21 protein-coding genes are annotated in these 26,986 nt (G+C 58.4%); 10 read left to right on the top strand and 11 right to left on the bottom strand.

The features are described from left to right. Position 1 precedes the first annotated feature (1 nt). A complete protein-coding gene (locus OZX73_RS05895; protein ID WP_277148468.1) occupies positions 2 to 316 on the bottom strand; it encodes a hypothetical protein in 315 nt (104 codons plus the stop codon). On the opposite strand from OZX73_RS05895, the gene OZX73_RS05900 reads away from it, so the two are divergent. Together OZX73_RS05900 and OZX73_RS05905 are read left to right on the top strand one after the other, a co-directional pair. Then, positions 294 to 2,807: a histidine kinase gene (locus OZX73_RS05900; RefSeq protein ID WP_277148470.1), complete on the top strand. Its 2,514-nt coding sequence runs from the start codon at positions 294 to 296 to the stop codon at positions 2,805 to 2,807. The two genes, OZX73_RS05895 and OZX73_RS05900, sit on opposite strands and share 23 nt — an antisense overlap. 35 nt (positions 2,808 to 2,842) lie before the next feature. After that, positions 2,843 to 3,649 carry a response regulator transcription factor gene (locus OZX73_RS05905; RefSeq protein WP_277148473.1) on the top strand — a complete coding sequence of 269 codons (807 nt, stop codon included), beginning with the start codon at positions 2,843 to 2,845 and terminating at the stop codon, positions 3,647 to 3,649. Positions 3,650 to 3,931: 282 nt separating this feature from the next. Here the strand turns inward: OZX73_RS05905 and OZX73_RS05910 are convergent, their stop codons facing one another. The 3 genes from OZX73_RS05910 to OZX73_RS05920 all read right to left on the bottom strand — a co-directional run bounded on the left by OZX73_RS05910 (position 3,932) and on the right by OZX73_RS05920 (position 9,231). Then, positions 3,932 to 6,580: an FtsX-like permease family protein gene (locus OZX73_RS05910; RefSeq protein WP_277148475.1), complete on the bottom strand. Its 2,649-nt coding sequence runs from the start codon at positions 6,578 to 6,580 to the stop codon at positions 3,932 to 3,934. A gap of 70 nt (positions 6,581 to 6,650) precedes the next feature. Further along, on the bottom strand, positions 6,651 to 7,688 hold the full coding sequence (locus tag OZX73_RS05915; RefSeq protein ID WP_277148477.1) for an ABC transporter ATP-binding protein: 1,038 nt from the start codon (positions 7,686 to 7,688) through the stop codon (positions 6,651 to 6,653). Positions 7,689 to 7,908: 220 nt separating this feature from the next. Next, complete coding sequence (locus OZX73_RS05920) at positions 7,909 to 9,231, bottom strand: O-acetylhomoserine aminocarboxypropyltransferase/cysteine synthase family protein (RefSeq protein WP_277148479.1); 1,323 nt, start codon at positions 9,229 to 9,231, stop codon at positions 7,909 to 7,911. A gap of 310 nt (positions 9,232 to 9,541) precedes the next feature. Between OZX73_RS05920 and OZX73_RS05925 the strand changes: the two genes are divergently transcribed. The 4 genes from OZX73_RS05925 to OZX73_RS05940 all read left to right on the top strand — a co-directional run bounded on the left by OZX73_RS05925 (position 9,542) and on the right by OZX73_RS05940 (position 14,732). Beyond that, the gene (locus tag OZX73_RS05925; RefSeq protein WP_277148481.1) at positions 9,542 to 10,417 is read left to right on the top strand and encodes a pyridoxamine kinase; all 876 of its coding nucleotides are present in this window, start codon (positions 9,542 to 9,544) and stop codon (positions 10,415 to 10,417) included. 609 nt (positions 10,418 to 11,026) lie between these two features. Beyond that, complete coding sequence (locus tag OZX73_RS05930) at positions 11,027 to 11,515, top strand: YraN family protein (RefSeq protein WP_277148482.1); 489 nt, start codon at positions 11,027 to 11,029, stop codon at positions 11,513 to 11,515. Further along, positions 11,515 to 13,050 (top strand): YifB family Mg chelatase-like AAA ATPase, encoded by a 1,536-nt coding sequence (locus tag OZX73_RS05935; RefSeq protein ID WP_277148484.1) that lies wholly within the window; start codon positions 11,515 to 11,517, stop codon positions 13,048 to 13,050. Before OZX73_RS05930 ends, OZX73_RS05935 begins: the two co-directional genes overlap by 1 nt. Further along, positions 13,047 to 14,732, top strand: a complete 1,686-nt coding sequence (locus OZX73_RS05940) for a DNA-processing protein DprA (RefSeq protein WP_277148485.1) — start codon at positions 13,047 to 13,049, stop codon at positions 14,730 to 14,732. Before OZX73_RS05935 ends, OZX73_RS05940 begins: the two co-directional genes overlap by 4 nt. 71 nt (positions 14,733 to 14,803) lie before the next feature. Here OZX73_RS05940 and OZX73_RS05945 read toward each other — a convergent pair whose 3' ends face one another. After that, the gene (locus tag OZX73_RS05945; protein ID WP_277148487.1) at positions 14,804 to 15,148 is read right to left on the bottom strand and encodes an MGMT family protein; all 345 of its coding nucleotides are present in this window, start codon (positions 15,146 to 15,148) and stop codon (positions 14,804 to 14,806) included. 95 nt (positions 15,149 to 15,243) lie between these two features. Here OZX73_RS05945 and OZX73_RS05950 point away from each other — a divergent pair, with 95 nt between their 5' ends. From OZX73_RS05950 to OZX73_RS05960, 3 genes are all read left to right on the top strand, one after another. Continuing rightward, a complete protein-coding gene (locus OZX73_RS05950; protein WP_277148489.1) occupies positions 15,244 to 17,160 on the top strand; it encodes an FAD-binding protein in 1,917 nt (638 codons plus the stop codon). A 123-nt stretch (positions 17,161 to 17,283) separates the two neighbouring features. Further along, a complete protein-coding gene (locus OZX73_RS05955) occupies positions 17,284 to 18,333 on the top strand; it encodes a 2Fe-2S iron-sulfur cluster-binding protein (RefSeq protein WP_348519475.1) in 1,050 nt (349 codons plus the stop codon). Between the two features lie 193 nt (positions 18,334 to 18,526). Beyond that, entirely contained in the window at positions 18,527 to 19,171 is a 645-nt protein-coding gene (locus OZX73_RS05960) for a methyltransferase (protein ID WP_277148493.1), read from the top strand. An 8-nt stretch (positions 19,172 to 19,179) separates the two neighbouring features. Here OZX73_RS05960 and OZX73_RS05965 read toward each other — a convergent pair whose 3' ends face one another. Continuing rightward, positions 19,180 to 20,040 (bottom strand): TIGR00730 family Rossman fold protein, encoded by an 861-nt coding sequence (locus OZX73_RS05965; RefSeq protein WP_277150941.1) that lies wholly within the window; start codon positions 20,038 to 20,040, stop codon positions 19,180 to 19,182. Positions 20,041 to 20,293: 253 nt separating this feature from the next. Between OZX73_RS05965 and OZX73_RS05970 the strand changes: the two genes are divergently transcribed. Then, complete coding sequence (locus OZX73_RS05970; RefSeq protein ID WP_277148495.1) at positions 20,294 to 21,787, top strand: DUF6287 domain-containing protein; 1,494 nt, start codon at positions 20,294 to 20,296, stop codon at positions 21,785 to 21,787. A 28-nt stretch (positions 21,788 to 21,815) separates the two neighbouring features. Here OZX73_RS05970 and OZX73_RS05975 read toward each other — a convergent pair whose 3' ends face one another. The 5 genes from OZX73_RS05975 to OZX73_RS05995 form a co-directional block, all read right to left on the bottom strand. After that, the gene (locus OZX73_RS05975) at positions 21,816 to 22,493 is read right to left on the bottom strand and encodes a response regulator transcription factor (protein WP_277148497.1); all 678 of its coding nucleotides are present in this window, start codon (positions 22,491 to 22,493) and stop codon (positions 21,816 to 21,818) included. Then, positions 22,490 to 23,980: a histidine kinase gene (locus OZX73_RS05980; RefSeq protein WP_277148499.1), complete on the bottom strand. Its 1,491-nt coding sequence runs from the start codon at positions 23,978 to 23,980 to the stop codon at positions 22,490 to 22,492. Before OZX73_RS05980 ends, OZX73_RS05975 begins: the two co-directional genes overlap by 4 nt. Positions 23,981 to 24,093: 113 nt before the next feature. Then, entirely contained in the window at positions 24,094 to 24,864 is a 771-nt protein-coding gene (locus OZX73_RS05985) for an ABC transporter permease (RefSeq protein WP_277148501.1), read from the bottom strand. Positions 24,865 to 24,926: 62 nt separating this feature from the next. Further along, positions 24,927 to 25,799, bottom strand: coding sequence for an ABC transporter permease (locus OZX73_RS05990; RefSeq protein WP_277148503.1), 873 nt, complete (start codon positions 25,797 to 25,799; stop codon positions 24,927 to 24,929). Then, positions 25,796 to 26,935 (bottom strand): ABC transporter ATP-binding protein, encoded by a 1,140-nt coding sequence (locus tag OZX73_RS05995; protein WP_277148505.1) that lies wholly within the window; start codon positions 26,933 to 26,935, stop codon positions 25,796 to 25,798. Before OZX73_RS05995 ends, OZX73_RS05990 begins: the two co-directional genes overlap by 4 nt. Between the last annotated feature and the right edge of the window lie 51 nt (positions 26,936 to 26,986).

Raw genomic sequence — 26,986 nt, forward strand, 5'->3', positions numbered from 1 at the left:
GTCAAACAACCATTATTTGACTAAAAATGTCACATGGTGGAATCACTACCAATGTCATTATACATAATGAAAAATCACCGAAACCGATTACCAGCGTAACACGGCGAACGATGCTTCTTCCAGCTTCAAATTTAAGGAAAACTATTATAACGGAAATATCAAGCCGGATATCATTCCTCAGCACGATATCGGAGGCGACCGGGCTGCGATAGGCTTGAGGCATGAGCAAGATACGGCGGTTCGGCGCATGGCTGGCGCGCAACCCGGTGGCCGGGGACTCCCTGCTGGCGCTGGTGGCGCTGTTCTTCGCCTGCATCAGCACGACCTCCGCTGAAGGCGGGCTGTGGGTCGGCTACAGCGCAAGCTGGCAGATCCTCTGGTCATGCGCGCTTATTGTTCCGCTCCTTTTCCGTCGTACGCATCCGCAAAGTGCGGCGCTGGTTTTTGCTGGCCTTGCCGTCCTGCAGCTTCTCACAGGGCCAAGCTATGTATTCGGCGATTTGCTTGCCGCAGTGATGCTTTATTCGGTTATCGTTTACGGCAATCCCGCACGCAGCAAGGTGTTTATCACCTTGGCATTTGTCATCGGCACCGCCGCGGCACCGATCATCATTTGGGGCTCGGAAGTCGGGCCACTGCAAAACAATCCTCAAAACGCAGGTGATTCGGCAAGCTGGGTCTATTATTCCTGCCATGCCGTCTACACGTCAGGCCTTACTCACTCGTGCGGAGTTAATCTTTTCGGCACCACACTTTTCCTGCTCGTCTGCATCGTCACCGTGCTCGTCGCCGCCTGTTTCATGGGCTACCGGTCGCGCATAAGGCTCGCCACCGCGTCCCTGCTGCGCGAACGCAACGAGGCGCTGGCCGCACGCGAACAGGAGAATCTCGACATCGCGCGCACCGCCGAACGCGCCCGCATCGCCCGCGACATGCACGACGTGGTGGCCCACACGCTTTCCACCATCATCGTTCAGTCCGACGGTGGCAGGTACGCAGGTGCGAAAGACCCGGCAAAAGCGCGGGAAATCATGGAGACCATCCGGCACGAGTCGCTACGGGCACAGCATGATATGGACGGGCTCCTGAGCACATTCGGCGGAACCTCACACGCCGGTTACAGTGATATTCCCGCGCTTGTGGCTCAAGCCGACACAACCGCCCACGCCGCCAACGGAAACGTAATACGCACAGTCGGCGGCACCGCCCGGCCGCAACCGGAACGGCTGAGCGACAAAGCCCAATCCGCGCTGTATCACGCCGTGCAGGAAGCACTCACCAATGCCCGCAAATATGCCGGTAAAGGTGTTACCGTTGAGGTTTCGGAAACCTGGAACGCCAACGGTCTGCATTTGACCGTGCGCGACAACGGCAACGGAGCCGCAGCAACGCTCGACGGGCATCGTCCGGGCTACGGGATCACCGGCATGCGCGAACGCATCGAGGCTGTGGGCGGGAACGTTCAGGCCGGGCCTAGGGTAGGTGGCGGGTTCGAAGTTGACATTACTTTGCCGTTTGATACAACCACGAAAATATCGCACGATACAGCGGTGTCGGTTCAGGCAATATCTTCTCCTCACACAGAAGTTTCATTGCAGACCAATGACAAAAAGGCCAATCGTCAAGTTGATAATTACGAACCTATAAATAAAGAACCCGGCAATCATCACGCCAAATCTGTTGAGATTTCAGCAAAAGGCGGCAGCGAGCGTAGCGAGCCCAATGGCATAACAACACATCACTATTCCCTCTTTGCAAACCTCTTGGCGAACAAAGGCAATTCCACAGCAAAACCGACAAACGGACAGGCATCGGTCGACCTCAACTGGGCGGAACGCCTATCAGAATTCTTCGCAAGGCACTACGTGCTGGCCGACGCCATCATCGCGTTGGTGCTGATGGCCGTCATCTTCCCTTGGAGCGTGCTGACGTTCCGGTACAACGACGGCAGCCACATCATGATGCTCGGCACCTCAGCCCATGCCTCCACACTTATGCTGAATATCGCTGATTTCGTCATCAGTTTGGTCGTGTTTGCAACCTTGACGCTTCGTCGTCGTTTCCCGCAAACTGCGGCGGCCGTTATGGTCGTTGCGGCGGCCTTCTCGTTATGTTTCCTGGAGGAGATACCGTCGGCCGTACTCTATGCGCCGCTATCGCTGTATTCGGTATGCCTTTACGGCAGAGACCACTCGCGTCGCTGGGCAAGCGTCACCGCGATCGTGGATTCCATATTGTTCGGTCTGCGTTTCAGTGGGTCGTTCGTCGGCTATCCGACGTTGGTGGATTGGGTGTCGAACCGGCAACAATACCCGGGGGTTTACGGGACGCGGGGCAGCTATCCCCACGAGATCATCGGGTTCATGTTCTTTGCCTTGGCCATGTGCGCGGTGGCGATCGGCGCCGCGCTGTGGGTGCGGGCCAGCGGCACGAACGCCATGGTGCTCGAGGCCCGGCACGAGGCGCTGGAAGCGGAATCAGCCAAAAAACAGGTTCAGGCGGCCAACAGCGAACGCGAACGGATCGGTGCGCAGATTCGCGGCGAAGTCAGCGAAACGTTGGCCGGTGTTATCGACAAAGCCGACGCGGGACTTTCCATGCTCAATACCGATGCGGCTTCGGGCGTAACCACTTCCCCGCAATCCATCACCGAGGCCTTCCGCGCCATCGGCGAGCAGGGCCGCGAAGCGCTGGCACACATGCGGGAACTGCTGCGTATGCTGCGCGAAACCGGCGGCAGCGATGACAATCTGGCCATAGCTCAGCCTTTGCTACATCCTGTAGCAGGGATGGAAAGCAAAGAATGATGGCTTTGCCGCCGCGTGTTGCTAACCTTGAAACCATGAGTGAAACACAGCCTATCCGAGTCCTTATCGCCGACGATCAGGAGCTGGTGAGGGCGGGTTTCGCCATGGTCATCGATTCGCAGGACGACATGGAAGTGGTCGGACAGGCCTCCAACGGCGACGAAGCGGTGTCGCTGAGCCTTGACTTGAAGCCGGATGTGGTGCTGATGGATGTGCGCATGCCAGGCACTGACGGCATCGAGGCGACGAAACTCATCATCGACGCGGAACGGAAAGCGAATTCTGCAGATGATACGACAGTTCCCGACAGGAAAACCCACGTCATTATTCTGACCACATTTGATCTTGACGAATACGTGATGAGCGCCATCGACGCTGGAGCCTCTGGGTTCCTATTAAAGGACACCGAACCGGAGACGCTGTTGTCCTCGATTCGTACGGTGTATCAAGGAAACGCCATCATCGCCCCGTCCGCCACCAAGCGGCTCATTGAGAAGATGGTCGACGGCGAACTGGGTGCGACGCGGGCGGCGGCGAAAAATTCTGACATCATCGGCAATACCGAAAATACTAAGAACGACAATGCCATTGCCCAAGTTCCGCAGCAAGACAACAATTCCGCAGCACTTCCTTACCACGACCCGGCGGTCGATACGCTGACCGACCGCGAGCGCGAAGTGCTGATCGAGATCGCACACGGCCTCTCCAATCAGGAAATCGCGGACAAACTGTGCATTAGTCTGCCGACCGTCAAGACCCACGTCGCCCACATCCTACAGAAGACCTATTCGCGCGACCGCGTGCAGGCCGTAGTCTTCGCCTACGATAACAAGCTGGTCTAAGCAGGTCATTGTCCAGCCAAGCGCGAGCCACACCGGTTCCGCGTCTCCGCCAATAAGAGAAATCGCTGCGATTGCCACATATCTAACCAACCAGACGAATCCATGTAATCTTTACTGTGAAACATAGTCGATTCAGAAACCATCAAATAGCCTGGTGGCGATAGATTCCAAGTAATCAATCAAGCCAACCGAGCATAAAAAGGTTCCGTTCAACTCTCATAATCAAGAAACGAACGGAACCTTTTATATCGAACGCTGCCTCAGAACGATACTGGCTTTCTTCTACGCTTCGGCAAGCGCGGCCACCGGCGGGGTCTTGACCGCCCGCCTAGCCGGGAAGATGCTCGAGACCAGAGCGGCGAGCGCGGCGATCAGCAGGACCGCACCGTTGAACTTCCAGTCGAAGAGGTAGGCCGTCTTGCCGTAGAGGCTGAAGACCATGTAGGAGCCAAGCCAGCCGAACGCCGTGCCGAGGACGACGCCGACCACGCCGGAGACCAGCGAGATCAGGAGCGCCTCGCAGGCCAGGGAGCGCTTGAGTTGGCCGCGCGTCATGCCGATGGCGCGCAGGGTGGCCGATTCGCGGGTGCGTTCGATCACCGACAGGCTCAGCGTGTTGGCCACGCCGATCAGGGCGATGAGCACGGCAACGGCAAGCAGGGCGATCAATACCTTCATGATGGTGTCGATCTGCGTGTCCCAAGTGATGCGGTCGGCGATTGGGCCGGTGACGTTGATGCCGTCGGTGGAGCCCAAGGCGCTCTGCACGGCGTCGAACGTGTCGGTGACACTTGCCGCGTTCGTGTCGAACTTGGTCAGGAGCATGTGGCCGTCGATTTGGATATTGCCGCCGGTGAGCACCGACTGGTCGACGAAGACGACCATGGAATACATGCTGGTGAGCTTGCGGTAATCGGCCTGGGTGACCTTCATCGTTGGCAACTCGATGTGGTTCTTGGAACCGTCCTTGCCAACGTTGTCGAATTTGACGGAGTTGTTCTCGAAGCTCATCTTTTTGCCGGTCTGCCCGTTGTAAAGCGGGGCGAGCACGGTGCCGGGGGCGATGGTTCCGGAAGAAATATCCGTGTGCATCACCTTCTGCAGGCTTTGCTTGCTGTTGACACCGACCAGTAGCGCGCTCACGTCGACCTGTCCGTTGCCCAGTTTCACCATCGCTGTGGCGGTGGGTGCGTAGAGCGTATCCGAAATGCCCTTGATCTTCGCGACTTTATTCGCAGTATGTTTGGTCAGACCGTTGCCTTCGGCGGTCATATCGACACTGTAATGCGAATCGAGCGTGGAGTCCATGGTCTGCTTGCCGCACGCAGCGCCGGTGGCGATGGTGGAGACGAGGGTGACACCGATCAGCAGAGCGACACCGGTGGCGGCGACACGACGCGGATTCTTCTGGATGTTCGCGTTGGCGATGTTGGCGGACGGGCCGATGTGCGCGACCAATGCTCCGACACCGCGCATCAGCACCGGCATCCAGAATGTGGCGGTGATGGCCAGGCCGACGAAAAGCAGGATGCAGCCGCCGATGGCCGAGAGCAGCGCAAATTCGTAAGTGGTGTCGCTGCCGTTGCCCGGTGATGGGGTGTTGATGATGGAAGGCATACGGCTCGCGCCGAGCGCACAGCAGACCACACCGAAGACAATCATCAAAGTACCCAGAACGCCGCGCACCCTGCCGGCCTTGCGGGTATCGGTGACCTCGATCGGGCGCAGCGCCTCAAGCGGGGTGACGGCCGTTGCGGAACGCGCGGAGCCGATGGAGGCGAGCACCGTCATGACGATGCCGAAGGCCAGCGGCACCACGATAACCGGCCAGGTGACAATAAGCTTCATGGTGGAACCCATGTCTCCCATGGCGAAGCCAAGCTTGCCCAAGCCGCCTATCAAGGCCATCGCCACGAGAATGCCGAGGACGGAAGCGATAAGACCCAGTATGCCGGCTTCGAAAAGCACGGAACGGTAAAGCTGGCCTTTCTTGGCGCCGATGGTGCGCAGCAGGGCGAGCGTGCGACGACGCTGGGCGACCATGACCTGGAAGGTGTTGGCGATGACCAAGGCCGCGACGAACATGGCAAGGATGCCGAAGACCATGAGGAAGATCTTCACCGGTGAGCTGCCATTGCCGCTCAGGGCCTTCATCTGCTCGTCGCCGATATGCTCTCGGGTGTCGACGCTCATCTTTTTGCCAAGGATCTGCTTGACCTGGGGTATGGCCATTCTGGCTTTGGCCGGGTCGACGTTGATAAGCAAACCGTTGGAAGGAACGTCGTTGAAGGAATCCACACCATAGAGTTTCGTCAGCACTTGCGGCGAAACCAAGGTGACGCCGCCGTAAACGGTATAGCTACCGCTCTGGTCGCGGGTCAGGCCAATCAACGTCGAGTTGGCGGTAGGGGCATTGCCGGAACCGCCCTCGGAAAGGGTGAGTTTGAACGCATCGCCGATCTTCAGATGCATCTTGTCAGCCATCTTCTCGGGGATGGCGGCCTCATCGGCCTTGAGTGGGCTATGCCCCTTGACCACCTCGACTGGCTGGAGCCTATCGCTGGTGGAGCCCAGACCGTACATGGTTGTGGACGAGCTATCGCCCTTCTTGACATGGCCGTCGCCATAAACCACGGGCTGCGTAGCGGTGACACCATCGACCTTGGCGATTTCGTCGGCCTTGAAGGTGCTGACTGTCGGCGGGGCGTCGTTGCTGTAAGTGCTGCTATCGCCACCATTCGAACCTTTCAGCGCCGCGACATAGTCGGCCTGCATGAATCTCGAGGTCAACTGCGTGCGCAGCGAGTCGTCCATGGAGTTGCCGAACAGGAAGGTCGCGGCGATGAACGCGGTGCCGATGAGGATGGCGATGCCGGCGGGAATGAGCATCTTCCCGCTCTTTTTCATAAGTTTGAGTGTTACTGAGAACATTGTTGGTTCCTTTGTCTGCTGCAGGTTCGTTCGCTGGATCTAGTGAAGAGGGCGCTTACGCTGCCTCGATTCACCGGACCGCTTGCGCGTGCCTGGGCTTGCCGTTCATCAGCTGATCCATCGTGGGCGCCGCGCTCTGTCGGGCTGCGCGTTCGCTTTCCTCCATCAACAGGTCGCTCATGTGCTCAGCGGTTGGGTGCTGCTCGTCGGCCACGATGCGGCCGTCAGCGAAGACGATGGCGCGGTCGGCGTAGGAGGCGGCCACCGCGTCGTGGGTGACCATGACCACGGTCTGGCCGAACTCGCGTACGGAACGCTTGAGAAAGCTCAGGACCTCGGCGCTGGAAACGGAATCCAGATTGCCGGTCGGCTCGTCGGCGAAGACTACCTGCGGCTTGGAAATCAGTGCACGGGCGATGGCGACGCGCTGCTGCTGGCCGCCGGAAAGCTCGTTGGGGCGGTGTTTCAGGCGTTGCGTGAGTCCGAGGGTTTCGATCAAGGTGTTGAACCATTTCCTGTCAACCTTGGAGCCGGCGAGGGTCAGGGGCATGAGGATGTTCTGCTCGGCGGTGAACATCGGCAGGAGGTTGAAGCTCTGGAAGATGAAGCCGATCTCGTTGCGGCGCAGCATGGTGAGCTGGTTGTCGTTCATCTTGGTGATGTCCTGTCCGCCGAGGATGACCTTGCCGCTCGTCACGGAATCGAGGCCGGCAAGCGTATGCATCATGGTTGATTTGCCGGAACCAGAAGGGCCCATGATGGCGGTGAATTTGCCTTTTTCAAAGCCGACGTTGACATTGCGCAACGCGTGCACGACGTTCTCGCCCGTACCGTAGTCCTTGACCAGGTCGATGGCCTCGACCGCGAACTTCTTATGCTGTTGTGGTTGCGCTTGGGGTTGGATCTGGAAAAGTGGCTGCGCCTGCTGCGGCTGGGATTGAGCGAATTGCTGTGGCTGCGGCTGCGGCGGCACGAAAGAAGGAGCGGGAACATTGGCGTTCGGCGCGGCGTTGGCGTAACCGGCATCAGGATTCACGCCTGAATTCGGGTTGATGATGCTGTGGAAATCGCTGCTGGCGTTGTTGCCGTTGACGTTGGTGGGGTTCATCTGGACTCCTTTGTTGAGGTCACTGCTTGTCTGATACCTCAGATTCTAAAAGAAACCGCCCGTCTCCCCCATCGTGCGCAGGAATGAATTTCCGTCATTTCTTTGCTTATATCCGATTCCATAACCATCATCCAAAAGGATGACAACGCTCAAGAACATGACAGAAGGCAGACACCGGAATAATCCGATATCTGCCTTCTGACATATTTGTACTACGAAATTACTTGGCGAGGCCGGAGGCGCGTAGGGCCTCAAAACCGCCCTTCAAATCATCGAGGATGTCATCGATGTATTCGGTGCCGATCGACAGGCGGATGGTGCCTTGATGAATGCCCTGGCTTTCCAGCTCCTCGCGCGTCTCCTGGGCGTGGGTCGTGGAGGCCGGGTGTACGACGAGGCTCTTCACATCCGCGACGTTGGCGAGCAGACTGAACAGGTGCAGGTTGTTGATGAATACGCGCGCTGCGTCCTTGCCGCCCTTGATATCGAAGGTGAAGATGGAGCCGGCGCCGTTCGGGAAGTACTTCTCATAGCGCTCGTGGTCGGGACGGCCGGGGATCGAGGGGTGCGAGACGGACTCGACCTCGGGCACGGTCTGCAGGTATTCGACCACCTTGAGCGCGTTCTGGACGTGGCGTTCGACGCGCAGCGACAGCGTTTCGGTGCCTTGCAGAAGCAGCCATGCGGCGAACGGGCTGATGCAGGCGCCGGTGTCGCGCAGGAAGATGGCACGGGCGCGGGTGACGAAGGCCGTCTCGCCAAGCGCCTCGTAGAAGTTCATGCCATGATAGGAGGGATCAGGTTCGGTCAGCGTCGGGAACTTGCCCGGCACCGCGGCCCAGTTGAAGTGACCACCTTCGACGATGACGCCGCCGAGGGTCGTGCCGTGGCCGCCGATGAACTTGGTGGCCGATTCCACGACGATGTCCGCACCGTTCTCCAGCGGACGGAAAAGATACGGGGTAGCGAAGGTGTTGTCGACGAAAACCGGCAGGTTGTGCTTGTGCGCGATCTTGGAGATGGCCTCGAAATCGGGCAGGTCGGCGTTCGGGTTGCCGAAGGTCTCGAAGTAGACGAGCTTGGTGTTCTCCTGGATGGCGTCCTCGAAGTTCTGCGGGTCGGCGGGATCGACGAACGTGGTGGTGATGCCGTCGCGCGGCAGGGTGTGGCGCATCAGGTTGAAGGTGCCGCCGTAGATGTGCGATGAGGAGACGATGTGGTCGCCGGTCTGCGTGATGTTGCGCAGCGCGGCCTCGACTGCCGCCGCGCCACTGGCCAAAGCGAGCGCCGCGGTGCCTCCTTCGAGCGCGGCCATGCGCTTTTCGAAGACATCCTCGGTCGAGTTGGTGAGGCGGCCGTAGATGTTACCTGGATCCTGCAGGGCGAAACGCGCCTCGGCGTGGTCGAAGTCGTGGAAGACGTAGCTGGTGGTGGCGTAGATCGGCACGGCGCGCGCGTCGGTGGCGGGGTCGGCCTGCTCCTGACCCACATGCAGCTGCAGGGTCTCGAAATGGTACTTCTTCGGTGTGGTCTCGTCGGTCATTTCCGGCTCCTTATATATGACAATGTCCAATGTGGTATTTCCCATTCCGAGCGTAAACCAAGGGAACAGGCGCGGCAAGCGCGACGCTATCCCGGTAATCTATAACGGCTTGAAAACCCTTGGAATCTAGACGTTAACCGAACAAGCCTGACACGGCGTATTTGGCAAAAATCCAATACCCAGCCATCTTGCGGACGAAACGGGGCGTGTCTGTCCGCAACAAGGCTACAGTCGGTACCAGCGACGCACCAGGCATTCCCGCCTGGCACGGACGCCAATATTATTCATAGACTTTCTGAAAGGTCATGAAATGCAAGAAGATACGACGCTCTATGAGCGCGACCCCAAATACATCCCCCGCGTTGCGGCAGTGCACGACATGTGCGGCTACGGCAAATGCTCGTTGACCGCTGCGATCCCGATTCTTTCGGCGTGCGGCTGCGACGTGTGCCCGGTGCCGACGGCCCTGTTTTCGGCGCACACCAAGTTCCCGGTCTACACCTTCCACGACACCACGGATATGCTTTCCGGCTATCTCGACGCGTGGCAGAAGGTGAACGTCCAGCTCGACGGCATCTATTCCGGATTCCTCGGCTCGGCCGAGCAGGTGGACATCATCAAGCGCATGTACCGCGAATACCCCAAGGCGCTGCGGCTGGTCGACCCCGTGATGGGCGACGGCGGGCAGATGTACCCCACGTATTCCAAGGAAATGTGCGACGCTATCAAGACGCTCGTGGACGGCGCGGACGTCTTGATGCCGAACCTCACCGAGGCCAGCATCCTGACCGGACGCGACTACCCGGGCCAGAACCTCAACGATGACGAGGCGACCGATTGGGTCGGCGCGTTGCTTGATATGGGCGCGAAGAACGTCGTATTGAAGGGCATCGACCGCGGCGACGGCGAGCTGCGCAACTTCGTGGGCAGCGCGAGCGCCGGAGCCTCGGCACGCGTCGAGCTCGCGCACGACAAGCTCCCTTACATGATCCACGGCACCGGCGATGCCTTCGCTTCGGCGTTGTGCGGCGCGGTGATGGCCGGAAAGACACTCGGTGAATCGGCCCAGGTGGCCGGCGAATTCGTGCGTCACGCCATGGAGTCCACGCGCAACCAGCCCGATTTCGAGCAGCGCGGCGTGAGCTTCGAGCTCAACTTGGGCGAGCTGACCGGGCTCGTCGGCTGATCGTTTTGCTTTCGGCTTTGATTGCCAGTTGCCGTGCTGCGGTTTCGTCTTGATTTGATCTGGGATTGCAGCACGGCATCGGCATGAACCATATATCATCCCTGTTTCTCAGCGTTTTCCTGTTATTCCGCCGAGAAACAGGGTGATTTTTTATATCGCTCCCCTCTAATGCTTTCTGATCGGCAGCGCAGGATTACCACGGAATTTGCATATCATTCCTTCCCATTCATCCATTTCCGGGATTGCGCCAAACCGCAAAGAGCGATTCCGCATCGGGTCTCAAGCAACAAGTCAAGTCATCGTAACTATCAAGAATGATGGCCGAATAGAGAGCCGGACAGTAGTTCGTAAGGTGGATGAATTTGTGGGTACTTTCGGCTTCCCGCACCGAGTTTTCCACCACTGACGCTCACACCGGCAAAGTTCTCCACCACTCGCATCCCGACTTACGCACATGCCATTAAAACCATCCACATCCTTGCCCACAATTGCATTACATCAAAGTGAAGTTATCCAGAGAAACGCCGGGAAAATCGAAAACGGCGAGCGTTCGACCACAGCACCCGTTTTTTCCACGGTGAAAACGGGAACCGTGCAACACTCAAATACATGGACACACAAACTTCAGTATCACAAAAATATCGATCCGCAGGATATTTTGGAGGCGGCACCGGCTCCAACGACATAGCTTCGGAAGGGCTGCTGGCAGAACTCGAGGAGCAGCTGGCCATGCCAGACCTTTCGGCCAAACAGCTCGGGACGATCGGCGAACGGTATGCGGCGGCATGGCTGGCCCAGCTCGGTTGGCATGTGCTGACTAGAAACTGGAGCACCCGTTTCGGCGAGCTTGACATCATCATGCTGACCCCGGAACACATCGTGGTGTTCGTCGAGGTGAAAACGCGGCGGACACAGCGCTACGGCACCCCGCAGGAGGCCATCACCCCGCACAAACAGGCGAACCTTCACCACGCGGCCGCGCTCTGGCTGGCAGGGCCGGGCAAATCCATACGCCGAACGGGCATCCGCTTCGACGCCATGTCCATCCTGTTGGAAGGCAATAGGCCAAAAATCCAGCACATACCGGGGGCGTTCTGATGGCCATCGGGACGGCGATGTCGGTCGGACTGGTCGGGCTCAAGGCCAACGCCATCCAGATGCAGGCCTTCATCTCGCCCGGACTGCCGTATTTCTCCATCATCGGCCTGCCGGACACCTCGCTGAGCGAAGCGCGCGAACGGGTGAAATCCGCCTGCCAAGCCAGCGGTTTCAGCTGGCCAGAAACACGGGTGACGGTCAACCTCTCCCCTGCCTCGTTGCCCAAACGCGGCTCCTCGCACGACCTGGCCATCGCGGTTTCCGTGCTGAGCGCGGCCGGAGTCATTCCACACGATTGCCTGGCCGACACCATCGTGCTCGGCGAACTCAACCTCGACGGTTCGGTCCTGCCGGTCACCGGCGTCCTGCCGATCGCCCTGTATGCCCGCGAACACGGCATCGACCAGATCATCGTGCCGGATCGCAATGTCGAGGAAGCCCAACTCGTGGACGAAATCAGCGTCATCGGCATCCGCCATTTGGGCGAACTCATCGAGTTGATGGGCGGGACGGCGAAATACCATATCAACGAGGCGCGCATCCCCGCCGAGCAAACGGTCAACGACGACGAGGCCAACCTCGCTCCGCCCGTCGGCGACATGGCCGAGGTCATCGGTCAGGAACGTACGAAATGGGCCTTGGAAGTGGCGGCGGCAGGCGGCCATCATCTGCTCATGACCGGGCCTCCCGGCTCCGGCAAGACCATGCTCGCCTCACGCATGCCCGGCATCATGTGCCCGCTGAACGAACAGGAGCAGCTTGAGGTCGCTTCGATACGCTCACTGTGCGGGACCTTGCCAAACTATGGCATCAGCGACGTCCCGCCGTTCGAGGCCCCACACCACACCGCTTCGACGGCATCGCTGGTCGGCGGCGGATCGGGAATCGCCACGCCAGGGGCCATCACGCGCGCCCATCGCGGGGTGCTTTTCATGGACGAGGCGCCGGAATTCTCCCCACGCTCGTTGCAGACATTGCGCGAACCACTGGAATCCGGGTACGTCGCCCTCTCCCGCTCGAAAGGCACAACCTACTACCCCGCCAATTTCCAGCTCATCATGGCGGCGAACCCCTGCCCGTGCGGCTATGGGTATGGCGACGGCTCACGCTGCACCTGCAAGGAAAAGGACCGCATCCGTTATTTCTCAAGGCTCTCCGGCCCCATCCTCGACCGCATCGACATCCAGGTAGAGGTGCCGCCGGTGGAGCACCTGATGACACAAAACTCGCAACCACAGACCACCAGCGAGCAGATGCGCCATAAGGTCACCACCGCCCGACATACCGCCCAGAAACGTTTCGCCGCCTACCACTGGACCTGCAACGCGCAGGCATCCGGCACCTGGCTTCGCGCGAACACCTCAAAGGCCGCGCTCACGCTGATCGACGAGGCCTTGGAAAACGAGCGGTTGAGCCTGCGCGGCGCCGACCGCGCGTTGCGCCTGGCATGGACGCTCGCCGACCTGAGTGGCAAGACGACACCCGGCCACGACGAAATGATGCAAGGCATCGCCTTGCGGACGAAAGAGTCATGATGAACGAGATCACACAAGCGACGGCCAATCCGTCACCCGCCATGTCAGCGGACCGAAAATCGGTCAATACGTCGAACATCGATGAGGACATGCTGGCGCGGGCCATCCTGACCTTCTGCGTCGACAGCGCCGACGCTTTGCTGTTCGCCACCATCAAAGGAGCCGGCGACGCCGTCACCGCCCTTCGGCTTATCGCCGACGACAAAGGAGAGGCAGCGAACCGCAACAGACTCGATGAAGCTTTCGCCACAGGCACGGCCAAATGGGGGCGGAAAGTCAACACACGCGGCATGAGCTCGTTCCATCACGGCTTGGAACGCTGGCGGGAACGACTTCGTCAACTGCCGTCATCCGATGCCCAAGAACTGACGGAATGGTTCAGTGCAGGTGGGGCCCAATGGATCATCGGACCGGCCAGCCCTTACTGGCCGGCTCAGCTCGACGATCTATCAATAAGAAAGGACTGGGCCTCCCCGCTGTGTCTCTGGGGCATCGGCGACCCGGCGGCTTTGACGAGCTGCCCACAACCATTGGCCGTCGTGGGTTCCCGTGGCGCGGATGATTACGGACGATACGTGGCGAGGACCATCGCCAAGAAAGCCGCGGAGCAAGGACATCTGGTGGTCTCCGGCGGCGCGTTCGGCATCGATGCCGCTGCGCATTGGGGCGCACTCGACGCCATGAACGGCATCGGAGAGGACGAGAGTGGGCGAACCGTCGCCGTCTTCGCCGGAGGTCTCAACCACATTGGCCCCGAGCGCAACCAACCTTTGTTCAATCGCATTAAGGCCAACGGCGGGGCGCTCATCAGCGAGCTGTGCCCGGACACCATCCCCGAGGCGCGACGGTTCCTCTTGCGCAACCGCATCATCGCGGCCCTGGCCTCCACGGTGGTCGTGGCGCAGGCTCGCAGCCGCTCGGGAGCGCTCAACACGGCCAACTGGGCGGCGGAGCTCGGACGGGTAGTCTACGCGGCCCCCGGCAACATCAACACCCCAGGCAACACCGGCTGCAACTGGCTCATCCGCGACCAACGGGCCACCATCCTCACCTCCGTCAATGACATCGACGAAATCTGCCACAAAGGCCATGCACCAAAAGTAATACATTCTGACGATAGAACGACGACACGAAATAACACTGAAACCGAAGAGAGCCTCGTGAAGGCTCCTATACCAGCCATATCCACCGACGCCAAGGAGAAAAATCATGAATGCATTGACCATTCCAGAAAGCAATCCCACAACACCGATACCGGTAACGGACACGCTGCCATGCAAATCCCTTTGCCAAGCCGCGCCGAGGCTTCGCAAGCCGAACAAGGAAACGGCGCAATGGGCCACGACTCATCCGGCCATCCACTCCCGGAATCGCCAACTTCCAAGGCAAAACCCACCCTTGTGCAGCAGGAGGTGCTGACGGGCATACGCCGTTGCAGGAGACGAGGCGACGCCGCCACGCACGAGGCCATTCTGATGACGCTCAACACCCCCCGTTCGAAGGCCAAGCACGGACCCGCAGCACAGCACCAATCAAACGACATAACAGAACCAGCCAAGCCATGGAACATCGGAAAGTTGGAAAGCATGCTCGGAGAGATGGAGCTGCTTGGTATGGTCGAACAGCGATTCGGCACAGTTCATATCATCAGCGGCAATGCCGGTAGAAGCGAGAAATCATGACTCAATCCATCAAACCAAGCCGAAAGACAGCAATGGGATACAAACAGCCAGCCACGGGCGTTTCCGAGGCCTCAGCACTGCCACTGGCAACGTTGCATGTCAACGACCCATCCATCCTCGCCGGCGTTCTCATGTTTCGGGGCGGGAGGCAGGAATGATACGCCCTCATCCTCAAGCAACGCCCGCTGACGATCGGGCCCGCCGAACGCAAAGCCAGGAGCCAGCGAACCATCGCGGAATACGACACGATGGCACGGGATCACGCCCGGTTCAGGATTGGAATGTAGCGCATAACCCACGAACCTCGCGTTGCGCGGATTACCCGCGAGCGCCGCCACCTGCCCGTACGTGGCCACCTTGCCTTCGGGAATCTTTCGAACGACATCGTAGACACGTGCATTGAATGTTCCACTCATACCCCCATGGTACGAGCGCCCCACCCATAAGGGAAGAGCCAATTAACCTCGTTCCTGCAAAACGCTCTTGCTGGCCTTGTGCCATAATCGGGGGTATGAGTCCAGAGCAAGTTGAAGACATGTACGATGCGGTGATCATCGGCGCGGGGGCTGCCGGATTGTCGGCGGCGCTGGGAATTTTACGAACCGATGCGGTCAAGGAAATGAAGGCGGAAGGCCGCGAACCGAAGCTTCTGGTCATCTCGAAACTGCAGGCGTTGCGCTCGCACACCGGCTCGGCGGAAGGCGGCATCGCGGCGAGTCTCGGCAACATCGAACACGACGACTGGCACTGGCATTATTACGACACCGTCAAGGGCGGCGATTGGCTGGTCGATCAGGACGCAGCTAAGATTCTGGCACAATACGCCCCGCAGACCGTTGTCAATCTCGAACGCAGCGGAGTGGCGTTCTCCCGTACAGCAGACGGGCATATCGCCCAGCGCAAGTTTGGTGGGCATACCAAGGATTACGGCAAGGCACCGGTGCGACGCGCGGCATACGCGGCCGACCGCATCGGCCATCAGATCCTCTACGCGCTGTGGCAGCAGTGCATCGGCGCGGGAGTGCAGTTCGCGGAGGAATGGTACGTCACCGATCTGGTTTTGAACGACGCCAAAGACAAAGCTTGCGGCGTGGTCGCATTCGACACCCATACCGGCAAGACACATGCCGTCGCCTCGCGCAACGTTCTCATGGCGACCGGCGGTGCGGGGCGTCTTTTCCATACGACCTCGAACTCATGGGACTTGACGGGCGACGGCATGGCATTGGCTTTGAAAGCCGGACTGCAACTTGAGGATCCGGAATTCGTACAGTTCCACCCCACCGGACTGGCACACACCGGAATCCTGCTTTCCGAGGCCTCACGCGGCGAGGGCGGTATCCTGCGCAACGCCGACGGCGAGGCGTTCATGGCCCGTTACGCTCCGGAACACAAGAATCTGGCGGCACGCGACGTGGTCAGCCGTTCCATCATGGCCGAGGTCGACGCCGGCCGAGGTGTGGCCGACCCCAAGGATCCGGATGGCCCCAAGGATTGCGTCTGGCTGGATATGACCGGAATCGATAAGACACACATGCAAGAGGTGCTGCCGCAGGTCGTCGAGACCATCCGCGACTATGCAGGACTCGACCCGAGCAAGGACTGGGTGCCGGTCAAACCAACCGCGCATTACACCATGGGCGGCATCCCCATCACCACCAATGGCGAGGTCTACCGCTGGCAGGATGGTGAACGGCATATCGTCCAGGGACTGTACGCGGCCGGCGAGTGCTCCTGTGTCAGTGTCCACGGCGCGAACCGTTTGGGCGGCAACAGTCTGCTCGACGCCTGTCTTTTCGGCACACGTTCCGGTGAATCCATCGCAAAAAGCATCGCCAGCGACGAGGATAACACTGGTAGCACCGACGTACAGTCACCGGATGCCGAAAGGCAGAATTCCACTAATGCCGCAACGGAGAAACGCAAACTATCAATCAACAACCTGCTGACCTCGTTGGGCAACGATGGCGCTCCGGCCGAAGATGCGGGAGATGCCGAAAAAACATCGACAACAGCGGAAACAGCTGAAAGCGACGACAACCCATACCAGCTGCTGGCCGACCTTGGCACAACCATGGAGCATGCGGTTGCGGTGAGATGCGACGCCGGCAGCATCGCCGAAGCGCAACGAACAATCATCAACGAGTTGCTGCCACGAGCGAAAGCGTTGCGCTCCCATTCGGATACCGCCGCCTTCAATCAGGAGCTGACGGCCATTTTCGAAGTCGACAACCTCCTCGAACTTGCCCAGGCCATGCTCAACGCCTCGGCCGCACGGCACGAATCCCGTGGCGCATTCGCGCGCACCGATTTCCCGCAACGCGACGACGAGCATTTCCTGACCCACTCCATGGCTGACGCTACCGGCGAAGTGGATTGGCAACCGGTCCATATCGTCGATATGCCGCCGAAAGCGCGCGCATACTAAGTCGGCCAAGAAACCACAATTGACACATAGACCATAGAAACAACGGCCATGGTTCGTGGCAGACTACAGACAGCGGAACAGACAACAAAGGCACTGGCAATGAGCGATGATGTAATACAAGGAATGAATGTGACCATAAGGGTTCACCGGTTCACCCCGAAACCCGAAGAAGACCGTGCCCGTCGTCATTCCTCAAGCCCGTTCGGAGCCAAGGCACGCAACGGCAGCCCGTTCGGATCGTCACCGTCGCGCCGTCGGGTGCGCGGCAAACATTGGACGCAGGACTACGCCATCCAAGTGCAACCCGGGCAAACCGTGCTCGACTGCTTGCTCGGCATCAAACGCGACACCGACCCGACGCTGGCCTTCCGCTATTCCTGCGGCCATGGCATCTGCGGCTCCGATGCGGTGGCCATCAACGGCACGCCGACGCTGCTGTGCACCGCCAAGGTCGAGGATTACGCCAAGCCAGAATCAGGCCAAAATGGCGGCGCAAACGCAATGGCCGACGAAGGATTCCGGCCGACCGCAACCAAAGAAAACGTCGTGGCCAATAACGCTTCCGTTAACGATTCCAATCAGTCTTACGATGACGGCCGCTCTCGCATCATTCCCAGCTCAGGCGATCCCAATAACCTCGGTGGTTTCGATGATTCGAATGGTGCCGCGGCGAATTCAGACAGCCCATCAAACCTCGGCCTCATCGAAATCGCCCCGCTGCCTGGCTTCCCCGTGCTGCGCGACCTCATCGTCGACATCGACCAGATGATGAGCCAGATCAAGAAACTCGAACCGTATCTCAAAGCCGACGGTAAGCTGGCCACCACCGAAGACGGCAAAATCGACATGTTCGAATACCTGCAACGCCCCGAAGAGCTCAAACGCTATGAGCTCTTGAGCAATTGCATCTCGTGCGGGGTATGCGAAGGCAGCTGCCCGGTCTACGCCGGCGGCGAGGCGTTCATCGGCCCCGCGGCGCTGATCGCGGCCTCACGGTTCATCAACGATTCGCGCGACGATGACACCAACGCGCGGCTCAACGCCATCGCCACCGCCGACGGCATCACCGCCTGCCAGTCCGTGCGCGCCTGCAGCCGCGAGTGCCCCCGCGGCATCGATGTCGGCGAGGAGATGTGGCAACTCACCGAACGGGTCAAGAACCGGCAAATCTAGTCCTCCGCCCAAAGCGACTCCGGTAATCTCATCATCACAAAAGATGTATGACATTTTATCTTCGTGAAGTGATAACACCGCTGATTCTTCCTTTACGGGCCTTTCATTAGGCTTTGGCGATTGCTAGCCGTATCATGAAAACCAGTAACGAAGCCGCTATACGCGGAAAGTCAACAGAAGTGCGGAGCGCAAGATGAACAAGACGACGTATACGAACATGGCCAAGGTCTGGGAATTCACGGAGGAACATGCGCTGGGCCTCGAAAACGACGTCCTGCGCAAGGCGCGCGCGGACGCCGAAGCGGCCGGGCTTCCGCAGGGTTCCGCCGCCCAAGCCAACCTGCTACGTTTCATCACCAGGACGCTCAACGCCACCTCGATCATCAGCGTCGGCACCGGTTCAATCGTCGAGGCATTGCAACTGGTGGAGGGGCTGGGCGGCGCCGGCCAGCTGACGGCCGTGGATTCCTCGGCCCGTGGCATCACCATCATCCGCAGCCTGTTCGCTGACTTCTCCGATTCCGTGGACAACCGAACCACCCTGAGGGCCGTCAACACCTCGCCGACCGTCTTCCTGCCGCGGCTCAACGCCGGCACCTACGACCTCATCGTCGTCTCCGGCGTCGCCTCGAATTATGCGCCCTCATTCGAGCAGGCGGCGAATCTGCTGAAAGCCGGAGGCCGGATCATCTTCACCGACATGTCAGGCTCCGCCTTCCCCGATGATGACAAACCGAACGCCATGCGCACGCTGTTGACCCAAGTCGAGGACGACGAACGCTTCGAAGAGGCGTTGACCCCGACCGGAACCGGCATGCTTATCGCCGTGAAACGCTGAACTTTCAGCTATTTCGTCATTCCACCAATCGCCAGCCGAACGGCTTCCTCTGGATTGTCGGTGAACTGCACCTTTTTGAGGTCTTCCTTCGAGATGAGTCCACGATCAAGCATCGGCCCCTGGACCCAGTCAAAAAGCCCTTTCCAATACTGCGTGTCGAACAGCACCACCGGCTTGGGTGAGGTCTTGCCGGTCTGCACCAGCGTCAAAATCTCGAACATCTCGTCAAGCGTGCCGAACCCGCCCGGGCAGACGATCAGCGCCGAGGAATACTTGACGAACATCATCTTGCGCACGAAGAAATAGCGGAAGTTCATCCCGAGGTTGACCCACTGGTTGAGCCCTTCCTCGTGCGGCAGCTCGATGCCGAGCCCCACGGAGACGCCACCGGCCTCGGCCGCACCGCGGTTCGCCGCCTCCATGATGCCGGGCCCGCCACCAGTGATGACCGTAATGCCGCCCTGCGCCGCCATCTGGCCCATGCGCATGGCCTGATGGTACTCCGGCTCGTCCTCCTTCACCCGAGCCGAACCAAAGACGCACAGCGCCCGACCCAAATCCGCCAGCGCGTCGAAGCCTTCCACGAATTCCGATTGAATGCGTAACACACGCCAGGGGTCACCATGCCGCCAATCCTTGTTGCCCCGGACTTTGACCGGACGCGCGGCGGCGTTCTTGGCGAAACTCCCATCATCGCCCCGAACAGCCATGTCGCCTTCGTTGGCCTCGCTGTTCCGGCTTTCATCAGCGATGGCATCGTCATCGGACGCCGCAAGCAAGGCCTGGTCCGGCGTCTGTTGCGGAATCATGGATCCGCGCATCAACACCGAGCCGCTACGATGCGTCTCCCACGAACGCACATCGCCCATGGAACCTGCTGCGTCGCCGGCCTTACCCGTACCGTCGATTCCACCATCAGCGCTGCCGGCACCGGACATTTTGCCGACATCGGTTCCGGCGTGGTCATCCGCTCTGTTCATTGTCATTACGCTCCTAGTCTCCATACCCAAAATCCCGCCTCCCATGCCCGTCACACGCAACGCAACATGATTCTTACCGCATGCTATTGTCCTAAGCAGGAGAAGCCTTCAATACTGTCATTGAAGCAGGAAGGGACGCCAAATGAGCGGCAATCAGTCATGGAACCAACCGGGAACGAACGCGGGATACCAACCGGCTCCAGCCAGCAACACGATATACAACGCTCCGACCAGCAGCATCCCACCACTGCCCACCACCGTTCCTCTTCCCGGCGGCATGACGCCCCAGCAAAACGGCGGTGCGACGCCTCCCGCGAAAACCCGCAAGAACAAAATCACCATGGCCATCATCATCGCGGCCGTCGTGGTTGTGGTGGCGGCCATCGCAGCGGGCGGATTCTATTATTACTCCACGAATTCCCACGATTCCGCGGTAACCCAGTACGGAAAAGCCGTCAACCATCTCGCGGATGTCAAGTCGGACCTGAAATCGGCCATCAAACACGCCAATAGCGACACCAGCGACATCCACAAAGGCCAGCTCAAGAACCCTGGGCTCCTCGACACTTACCAGAAGACACTGAAGAAATCCCGAAAGCTTTCCAACGCCAAATCCCCCGCAAATATCTCCGACACGGCCAACACCTCCACCAAGGACCTCAAGCGGGCGACGCAATCCTTGAACGACCTTTCCGGCAAAATCGCCGCCAGCGCCGATGACATGAGCAAAGCCGCCAAAAAGATCATCGATTCCAAAAACGCCGCCGACGAAGTGCTGAAACCCGTGGAACGCGAAGTGGTGGCGGCCGAAAAGCAGAAAAAGGCCAATGACGAGGAAGCGGCCAACAGCGGCATCGACCTGGGCGCCATCAAGCACGGCGATTATTCTAGCCTCACCGGCACCTGGACCAACCCGGGCGGGGCCTGGATGAAGATCTCGAACGGCGAGGTAACCCCTCAAAATCCAGTCTCGGGCAGCACGCCTCCCTACCGTCTTGCCGAATGCCCGGGAGGCTATGACGATTACTGCTTCTCCCCCGGCACATTGCCATCGACGCAATACCAATTGCTGCAAAACGGAGCCTTGCAGGATTTCCATGGCGAGGAAGTCAATTTGCAATACAGTCTTGTCATCGTGCCGAAAAACGTGACACTCTACAACGCATCGTATGATTCCTATGATGTGGGCAACGACCCGACGGATTCATCACGCGACCGTATCATCCCCTCAGCGGGACCGGCAATCAACCAGGGCCAAACCCCGTTCTGCGGAGATTCCGGCTGCGCCTACTACCGCAGTGGCGGCGGCGAGGCTTCGGACGCCTCGAAACAGAAGCTCAAGAGCAAGGTCAACTCGGCCAACGACGATATCGCCAACCTCGACGAACAATGGGAGGAAGAGGCCAAGGCCAACTTCCAGTGCCGCGTCGACGTGGTCAACGGCGCACAGAAGACCTGCCCGGCGATTGGCGCCAACGACAAGGACTCCAACGACGCCGGCAAGTCCGGCGACACGAAGGCCAGCGCCTACGTTGAATCGAAAACGCACGGTACAAAGTTGCTTGCCAGTTCAGCTCTGCTGGACAATACCGAAAATTCGGGCTCAAACCATCAAGCAACGGTCTCCTCTCGCTAATTCGCGACCTCAGGATTAATTTTTATCATTACAACTTATCCATGCCGGCCTTGTACCAGAGGACGGCTATGTTGACACGCTCCCGAGCGCCGAGCTTGGCGAGAATGCGGCTTACCGTCTTTTTGACGGAATCCGGCTGGATGCTCAAACGTTCCGCGATTTCAGCGTTTGACAGACCTTCGCTTACCAACGAAGCGACTTCAAGCTCGCGCCTGCCGAGGGTCGCGAATTGGGCGCGCAGATCGGCTTGTTCGGCTTTGGCATTGGCCTTCGAAATCCCGCGTTTGATCACTTCGCCAGTGATGCGCGGCGTCAGAATCGCGTCGCCCTCGTATACCGAATGAATCGCACGGCAAAGGCCTGCCGTATGCACATCCTTCAAGAGGAAACCGGAAGCGCCCGCACCCAACGCCCCGAAGGCGTAATCGTCCTGGTCATAGGTGGTCAGCATCAGAATCTTGATATTCGGATAACGCTGTTTGATGGCTGCGGTCGCGTCGATACCATCCATGACCGGCATCCGCACATCCATCAGTATGACATCAGGTAATGGTTCATTGTCCGCACTCAACGAAACGAGCGTTTCGAGTGCCACCTGCCCATTTTCCGCCTGACCCATCACCTGAAGTTCGCGGTCTTTGGCGACCATCAGCGCGAATCCCATTCTCGCCGGCCGCTGGTCATCGACAATCATGACGCGAATCATGCCCGCTCACCACCTTGCGATTGCTTGGCAGCGAATCCTATCAACGAAGGAATATACGCCTTCACCGTCCAGCCATCGCCATCCGGCCCAGCGGCAAACGTACCTCCTACCCGCCTGACACTTTCCCTGAGTCTCGCCAATCCAGTGCCATCGCCGTATTCGGTTGACTTCAGCTCTGTTTTGTTATTTTGTTCAAATTCTGTTTGATAGGTTCCAGCAACTTGTCCGGAAACGACGGAATTTGTCTTGTCTTTTTGACCACTTGATGCAACCGAATCTTTCTCAGCAACATTCTTTTGGTTCAGTCCATCAACTGATTTTCCATTGTCACGAACGGTAATGGCAATGCCACCTTGCCCGTCATGATCCCAGGAAACGACGATCCTATCGGCACTTTGCCCATGCCGGATGGCGTTGGTAATGGATTCGCGAGTGATGATGAAACTCAAATCCGCCTGCTGCGAATCTTGCGGCCGACGTCCCGTTTCCGTCAAAGCCGTGGTGATACCAATTTGGCGGGAATGATCAAGAATAGATTCGATGTCGTCCCAATCGTGAAACTTTACCTGAGCAGACGACACAGGGATGTTGCTGTCCTGATTGCCATTTTTGGCAACGCCACCAGCGTTTTGTTCGGAACCATGATTATTTTCCTGATTCGTACTCTTATCGACGTCAACTGGTTGCAATGCCTTCACCGCGGTTCTCGTGTCCGCAAGCCCTTGCCGCGCCAAATCGTTGATCATGCCGATGGCATCGTTCATCTCAGGCTTGTCGCTGATGCCATCCAATCCTTCGGAAAGGGCGATGATGGCGGTCAGATCATGGCCGACGCTGTCGTGAAGTTCAGCTGCTATACGGGACTGCTTCATGGCCTTGTCGCGTTCCTGAATAAGTTGTTTTCCGCGTTTCTGCTCATCATGCAAAGCCTGCATAGATTGCAGACGCTTTCTATAGCTCCGCACCATCACCCCAGAAACAACAAACACTATATAGAGCAGAACGAAAGGGTATAAAAAGTTGGTCAATCCGCCATCCTGGTGCCATACGGTCGCCAAAACCACACTGCCCGATCCCAGCAATCCCGCAGCAACCAGCCCGCATAGCCGCAACGGCAGGCTCCCGATTCCCGCCGCGGCAAAATACAAAGCAATCGCCCACGGCAACGACAGATAGCTAATAGCAGAACCGTAAAGCGCCGAAACCAGTAGTAACAATGCGGTTTCCAGCAACACCGTCCCTAGCGGCCAACGACGGCAGAACCATATCCCGATCACCGCAACGACAACGATGAGAACAAATAACGGCATTGCCCATGCATTCGCTGTCATCGCCAACCGCAATGTCGGATTCGCAATGCTGGGAACCAGCAATAGACGGGTCACGAACACGGTCTCATACAGGGCGCAGAGCGCAGCAAGAACATGGGCGCCGTTCATACGACCCCAAGCCTGTCGCATTTGATCCGTTAGTTTCGCCGTGCTCATATCGTCTCCTTTCATCGACCGCCGTTTCATTCCGTCTGTTCTGTCCGTTTCGCCTGTTCCATCCGTGCCATCCATTCCATTATGGCGGTTTTGACGTATAACTTCGGGCATCGTTATACGGCCTTGCGCGTGAGCCTGTGGAAAATCAGCCCGCCAACGATAACCCAGAACGCCGCCATCAATGTTGCCGTCATTACGGAACCGAGCGAAGCAATATTGTCCAGGTCGCGAGCGGCCGAAGCGCCGGTAATCAGCGAGAAGGGATAGGCCAGCGTCAACGAAGGGACGACAAGCGAAAGTACACATCCGACCAACGTCAATACCAAAACGACGCTCATCATGCCGGCAAAGGATTCGAATTCCACCGAAATCGCCTGGGTCAAGGTCATGATCGTCCAGACGGCCAAGGTCATGGGAACGCCACGAAACAGGAATGGCCCTACGTCACGCAAGTTGAAACCAAGTATCACCTTTCCGACCACGAAGAATTCAACCTCGAAAACTGCCACAGTCAACAACGAAGCCAACAAGCCATGCAGCATCTTGCCCGCGACCGCCGCCAATGCCGTGCCGCTGGCGTTGAGACGCTGCCAGTTGCGGCCGACGTGCTCGTTGGATTCGATTTGCGAGGCGAACGCCGCGACCAGAATCGGCATGAACACCATGCTGGGCAGCAGGATGGCCTGCCCCCAGACCGCCGCCCACGTCACGCCTTGGGCTTGAAAATCCTTGCGATAGTCGACATACTGGCTCCACCCATTGAACATGCCGATGAGGTCGAAAAGCGCCGTTGCGATCCAGTACCACAGATTGCCCGCCTTACGTATCTCCCAGCGAAGCGCCGCGGCTACGGAGGGTTTGGAAATCCGCTTGTTCGCCGCCATTCGGCCGTTTATCGACGATTGCGCGTTTACCATTACTTGTCCATCTATCATTTGATTCCCATTCATCGCCTTGACTCCTTTGCCTTGATAATGAACACAGAAGCAACCGTCCAAACCACACAAGCGATAAGACTTGCCGCTACACGAATCCACGGGTTTACAACCATCGTCACACTCGCGTATCCGTTTGCCATAGCCTTGCTCACGAAGGGATCAGCGGCAGAACTAATGCCAGCAGGAAACAACCAGCCAAGCCACGGCTTGTCCAACGCAATCAGGCCGGAACCGATTAGACCAGCAATGACGCCGACGCCAAGGCCAACGGCCTGTTTGCCGACAAGCATGGAAATCAGCAATTGAATGGCCACGACCGCCAACGACGAGAACAACGCGATCAGCGATGTCACCACCAACAGCCTTGCAAAACTTCCAGTAAAACCGAAACCTTTCGCCTTTGCGGCCACGGGAATCCAGGCCAAAGGAATGATGAAGCACATCGCGAGCACCAACCCCGCAACCACAAACTTGGCAAGGAATCTCATCGCCTCTGATTGCCCCAGCGACAGCCATTTGAGGTTCATCCGCCCGCCCGTTTCCATAACCGCCAGGCGACTGGTCAGCAACGCGGCCAGAATCGGAGCCATAAGACTAATGAAGGTGTATGGCTCGTTGTCAGCAAGCAGAACGGTACGAAACGCCGGATTGCCGCTGGTCCGCTTCATGAATGCTGCTCCCGCCCACGCAGAGGTCAACAACGCCATGCCCGCTGCCATCCACCAGAACGACGAACCTTTGAGCTTGCGTAGTTCCATAAGAATTGCGGTAAATATGGGCATGCCGCTTTTCTTGCCGGTTGTGTTTACAGAGGTTCTCAAAACCGATTGATTGCAATATGGATTGTCGTATAGACTAAATCCTATCATGTTGGCACTCATCGCACACCTCCCGAAATCGGCATCGAACCAACGTTGGAATATGGCCGGAATCCAGAAACATTCTGATTCACCATAGTTGGCATGTTGCCGATATTCGCTGCCATCTGGGTCGTTTCTGGTTTGCGCTCCATCGTCATCGATGCTTGAGTGGCATGATTGTTCTGTTTATCTTGCAATTCCTGATTTTGCGGGCTTTCCACCAACTCAAGGAACGCTTCTTCGAGACTCTTGCGCTCGGAAGCGACGCGATAGACCGCGATGTTCTTATCGACCATTTGCGAGACCAAAGCGGCAATCCGACCATCCGAACATTCTGGAATCTGCAACTCGCCGGTCTTTGGCATGAACCGATAGGCGATGCCGTTCCCGCTGAGCACCTCAGCGACACTTTTCGGGTCGGAAACGCGGATATTGATATGCCCCTGTTCGCGCAGATCGTCCAAAGAACCCTGATACAGCAGACGGCCGGAAGCGATGATGCCGACCACCGGCGCCATCTTTTCGATTTCGGAGAGGATATGGCTGCTGATGATGAAGGTAACCCCTTCACAGACCGCCAGATTCATGATCATCTCGCGAACCTCGACCACCGCCTCGGCATCAAGACCATTCGTGGGCTCATCTAGCAGCAACAGCTCAGGCCTTGAAATTAGCGCCATAGCGATACCCAAACGTTGCTTCATACCCAACGAATAGTCCTTGGCCTTCTTGTCTTCGTGACCTTTCAGACCTACCTGAGCCATCACCTGCGTCGCTGCAAAGGACGGCAGACCAAGATAGTCAGCGACCATCCGGCAATTGTCCAAACCGGACAGGCCGGGATAGAAGCTCGGCCCTTCGATCATCGAACCGACACGACCGGGCTGAATACGGTGGCTTGCGCCACGTTTGCCGTCAACCTGCTGCCCCAGCATCCACATCTGGCCAGAGGTCGGCGAGGTAAGTCCCAGCAAGAGCTTCATCGTGGTGGATTTGCCGGCGCCATTCGGTCCGAGCAGGCCGTAGACACCGCCCGTCGGCACTTTGAGATTCAACCCATCCACCGCTTTGAAATCCCCGTATGTCTTCACGAGGTTCTGGGTAGCCACAGCCAGTTCCGGCTGCGCCCCAGATTTTCCATAACCGTTGACATTCATCGTTCCGCCTTTCAAAGTAAGTACTTCGTGTACTTCCTATACAAGACGGGG

This window comes from Bifidobacterium sp. ESL0775 (assembly GCF_029395475.1).
GTDB lineage: Bacteria > Actinomycetota > Actinomycetes > Actinomycetales > Bifidobacteriaceae > Bifidobacterium.

Excerpts from the sequence above, each read along its gene's own strand:
- OZX73_RS05955 (WP_348519475.1), top strand. The coding sequence starts at position 17,284 with ATGAATGTGACCATAAGGGTTCACCGGTTCACCCCGAAACCCGAAGAA.
- OZX73_RS05920 (WP_277148479.1), bottom strand. The coding sequence starts at position 9,231 with ATGACCGACGAGACCACACCGAAGAAGTACCATTTCGAGACCCTGCAG.
- OZX73_RS05960 (WP_277148493.1), top strand. The coding sequence starts at position 18,527 with ATGAACAAGACGACGTATACGAACATGGCCAAGGTCTGGGAATTCACG.
- OZX73_RS05950 (WP_277148489.1), top strand. The coding sequence starts at position 15,244 with ATGAGTCCAGAGCAAGTTGAAGACATGTACGATGCGGTGATCATCGGC.
- OZX73_RS05905 (WP_277148473.1), top strand. The coding sequence starts at position 2,843 with ATGAGTGAAACACAGCCTATCCGAGTCCTTATCGCCGACGATCAGGAG.
- OZX73_RS05985 (WP_277148501.1), bottom strand. The coding sequence starts at position 24,864 with ATGGCGGCGAACAAGCGGATTTCCAAACCCTCCGTAGCCGCGGCGCTT.
- OZX73_RS05980 (WP_277148499.1), bottom strand. The coding sequence starts at position 23,980 with ATGAGCACGGCGAAACTAACGGATCAAATGCGACAGGCTTGGGGTCGT.
- OZX73_RS05990 (WP_277148503.1), bottom strand. The coding sequence starts at position 25,799 with ATGAGTGCCAACATGATAGGATTTAGTCTATACGACAATCCATATTGC.
- OZX73_RS05995 (WP_277148505.1), bottom strand. The coding sequence starts at position 26,935 with ATGAATGTCAACGGTTATGGAAAATCTGGGGCGCAGCCGGAACTGGCT.
- OZX73_RS05940 (WP_277148485.1), top strand. The coding sequence starts at position 13,047 with ATGATGAACGAGATCACACAAGCGACGGCCAATCCGTCACCCGCCATG.
- OZX73_RS05915 (WP_277148477.1), bottom strand. The coding sequence starts at position 7,688 with ATGAACCCCACCAACGTCAACGGCAACAACGCCAGCAGCGATTTCCAC.
- OZX73_RS05965 (WP_277150941.1), bottom strand. The coding sequence starts at position 20,040 with ATGGGCGATGTGCGTTCGTGGGAGACGCATCGTAGCGGCTCGGTGTTG.
- OZX73_RS05970 (WP_277148495.1), top strand. The coding sequence starts at position 20,294 with ATGAGCGGCAATCAGTCATGGAACCAACCGGGAACGAACGCGGGATAC.
- OZX73_RS05910 (WP_277148475.1), bottom strand. The coding sequence starts at position 6,580 with ATGTTCTCAGTAACACTCAAACTTATGAAAAAGAGCGGGAAGATGCTC.
- OZX73_RS05975 (WP_277148497.1), bottom strand. The coding sequence starts at position 22,493 with ATGATTCGCGTCATGATTGTCGATGACCAGCGGCCGGCGAGAATGGGA.
- OZX73_RS05935 (WP_277148484.1), top strand. The coding sequence starts at position 11,515 with ATGGCCATCGGGACGGCGATGTCGGTCGGACTGGTCGGGCTCAAGGCC.
- OZX73_RS05895 (WP_277148468.1), bottom strand. The coding sequence starts at position 316 with ATGCAGGCGAAGAACAGCGCCACCAGCGCCAGCAGGGAGTCCCCGGCC.
- OZX73_RS05930 (WP_277148482.1), top strand. The coding sequence starts at position 11,027 with ATGGACACACAAACTTCAGTATCACAAAAATATCGATCCGCAGGATAT.
- OZX73_RS05925 (WP_277148481.1), top strand. The coding sequence starts at position 9,542 with ATGCAAGAAGATACGACGCTCTATGAGCGCGACCCCAAATACATCCCC.
- OZX73_RS05945 (WP_277148487.1), bottom strand. The coding sequence starts at position 15,148 with ATGAGTGGAACATTCAATGCACGTGTCTACGATGTCGTTCGAAAGATT.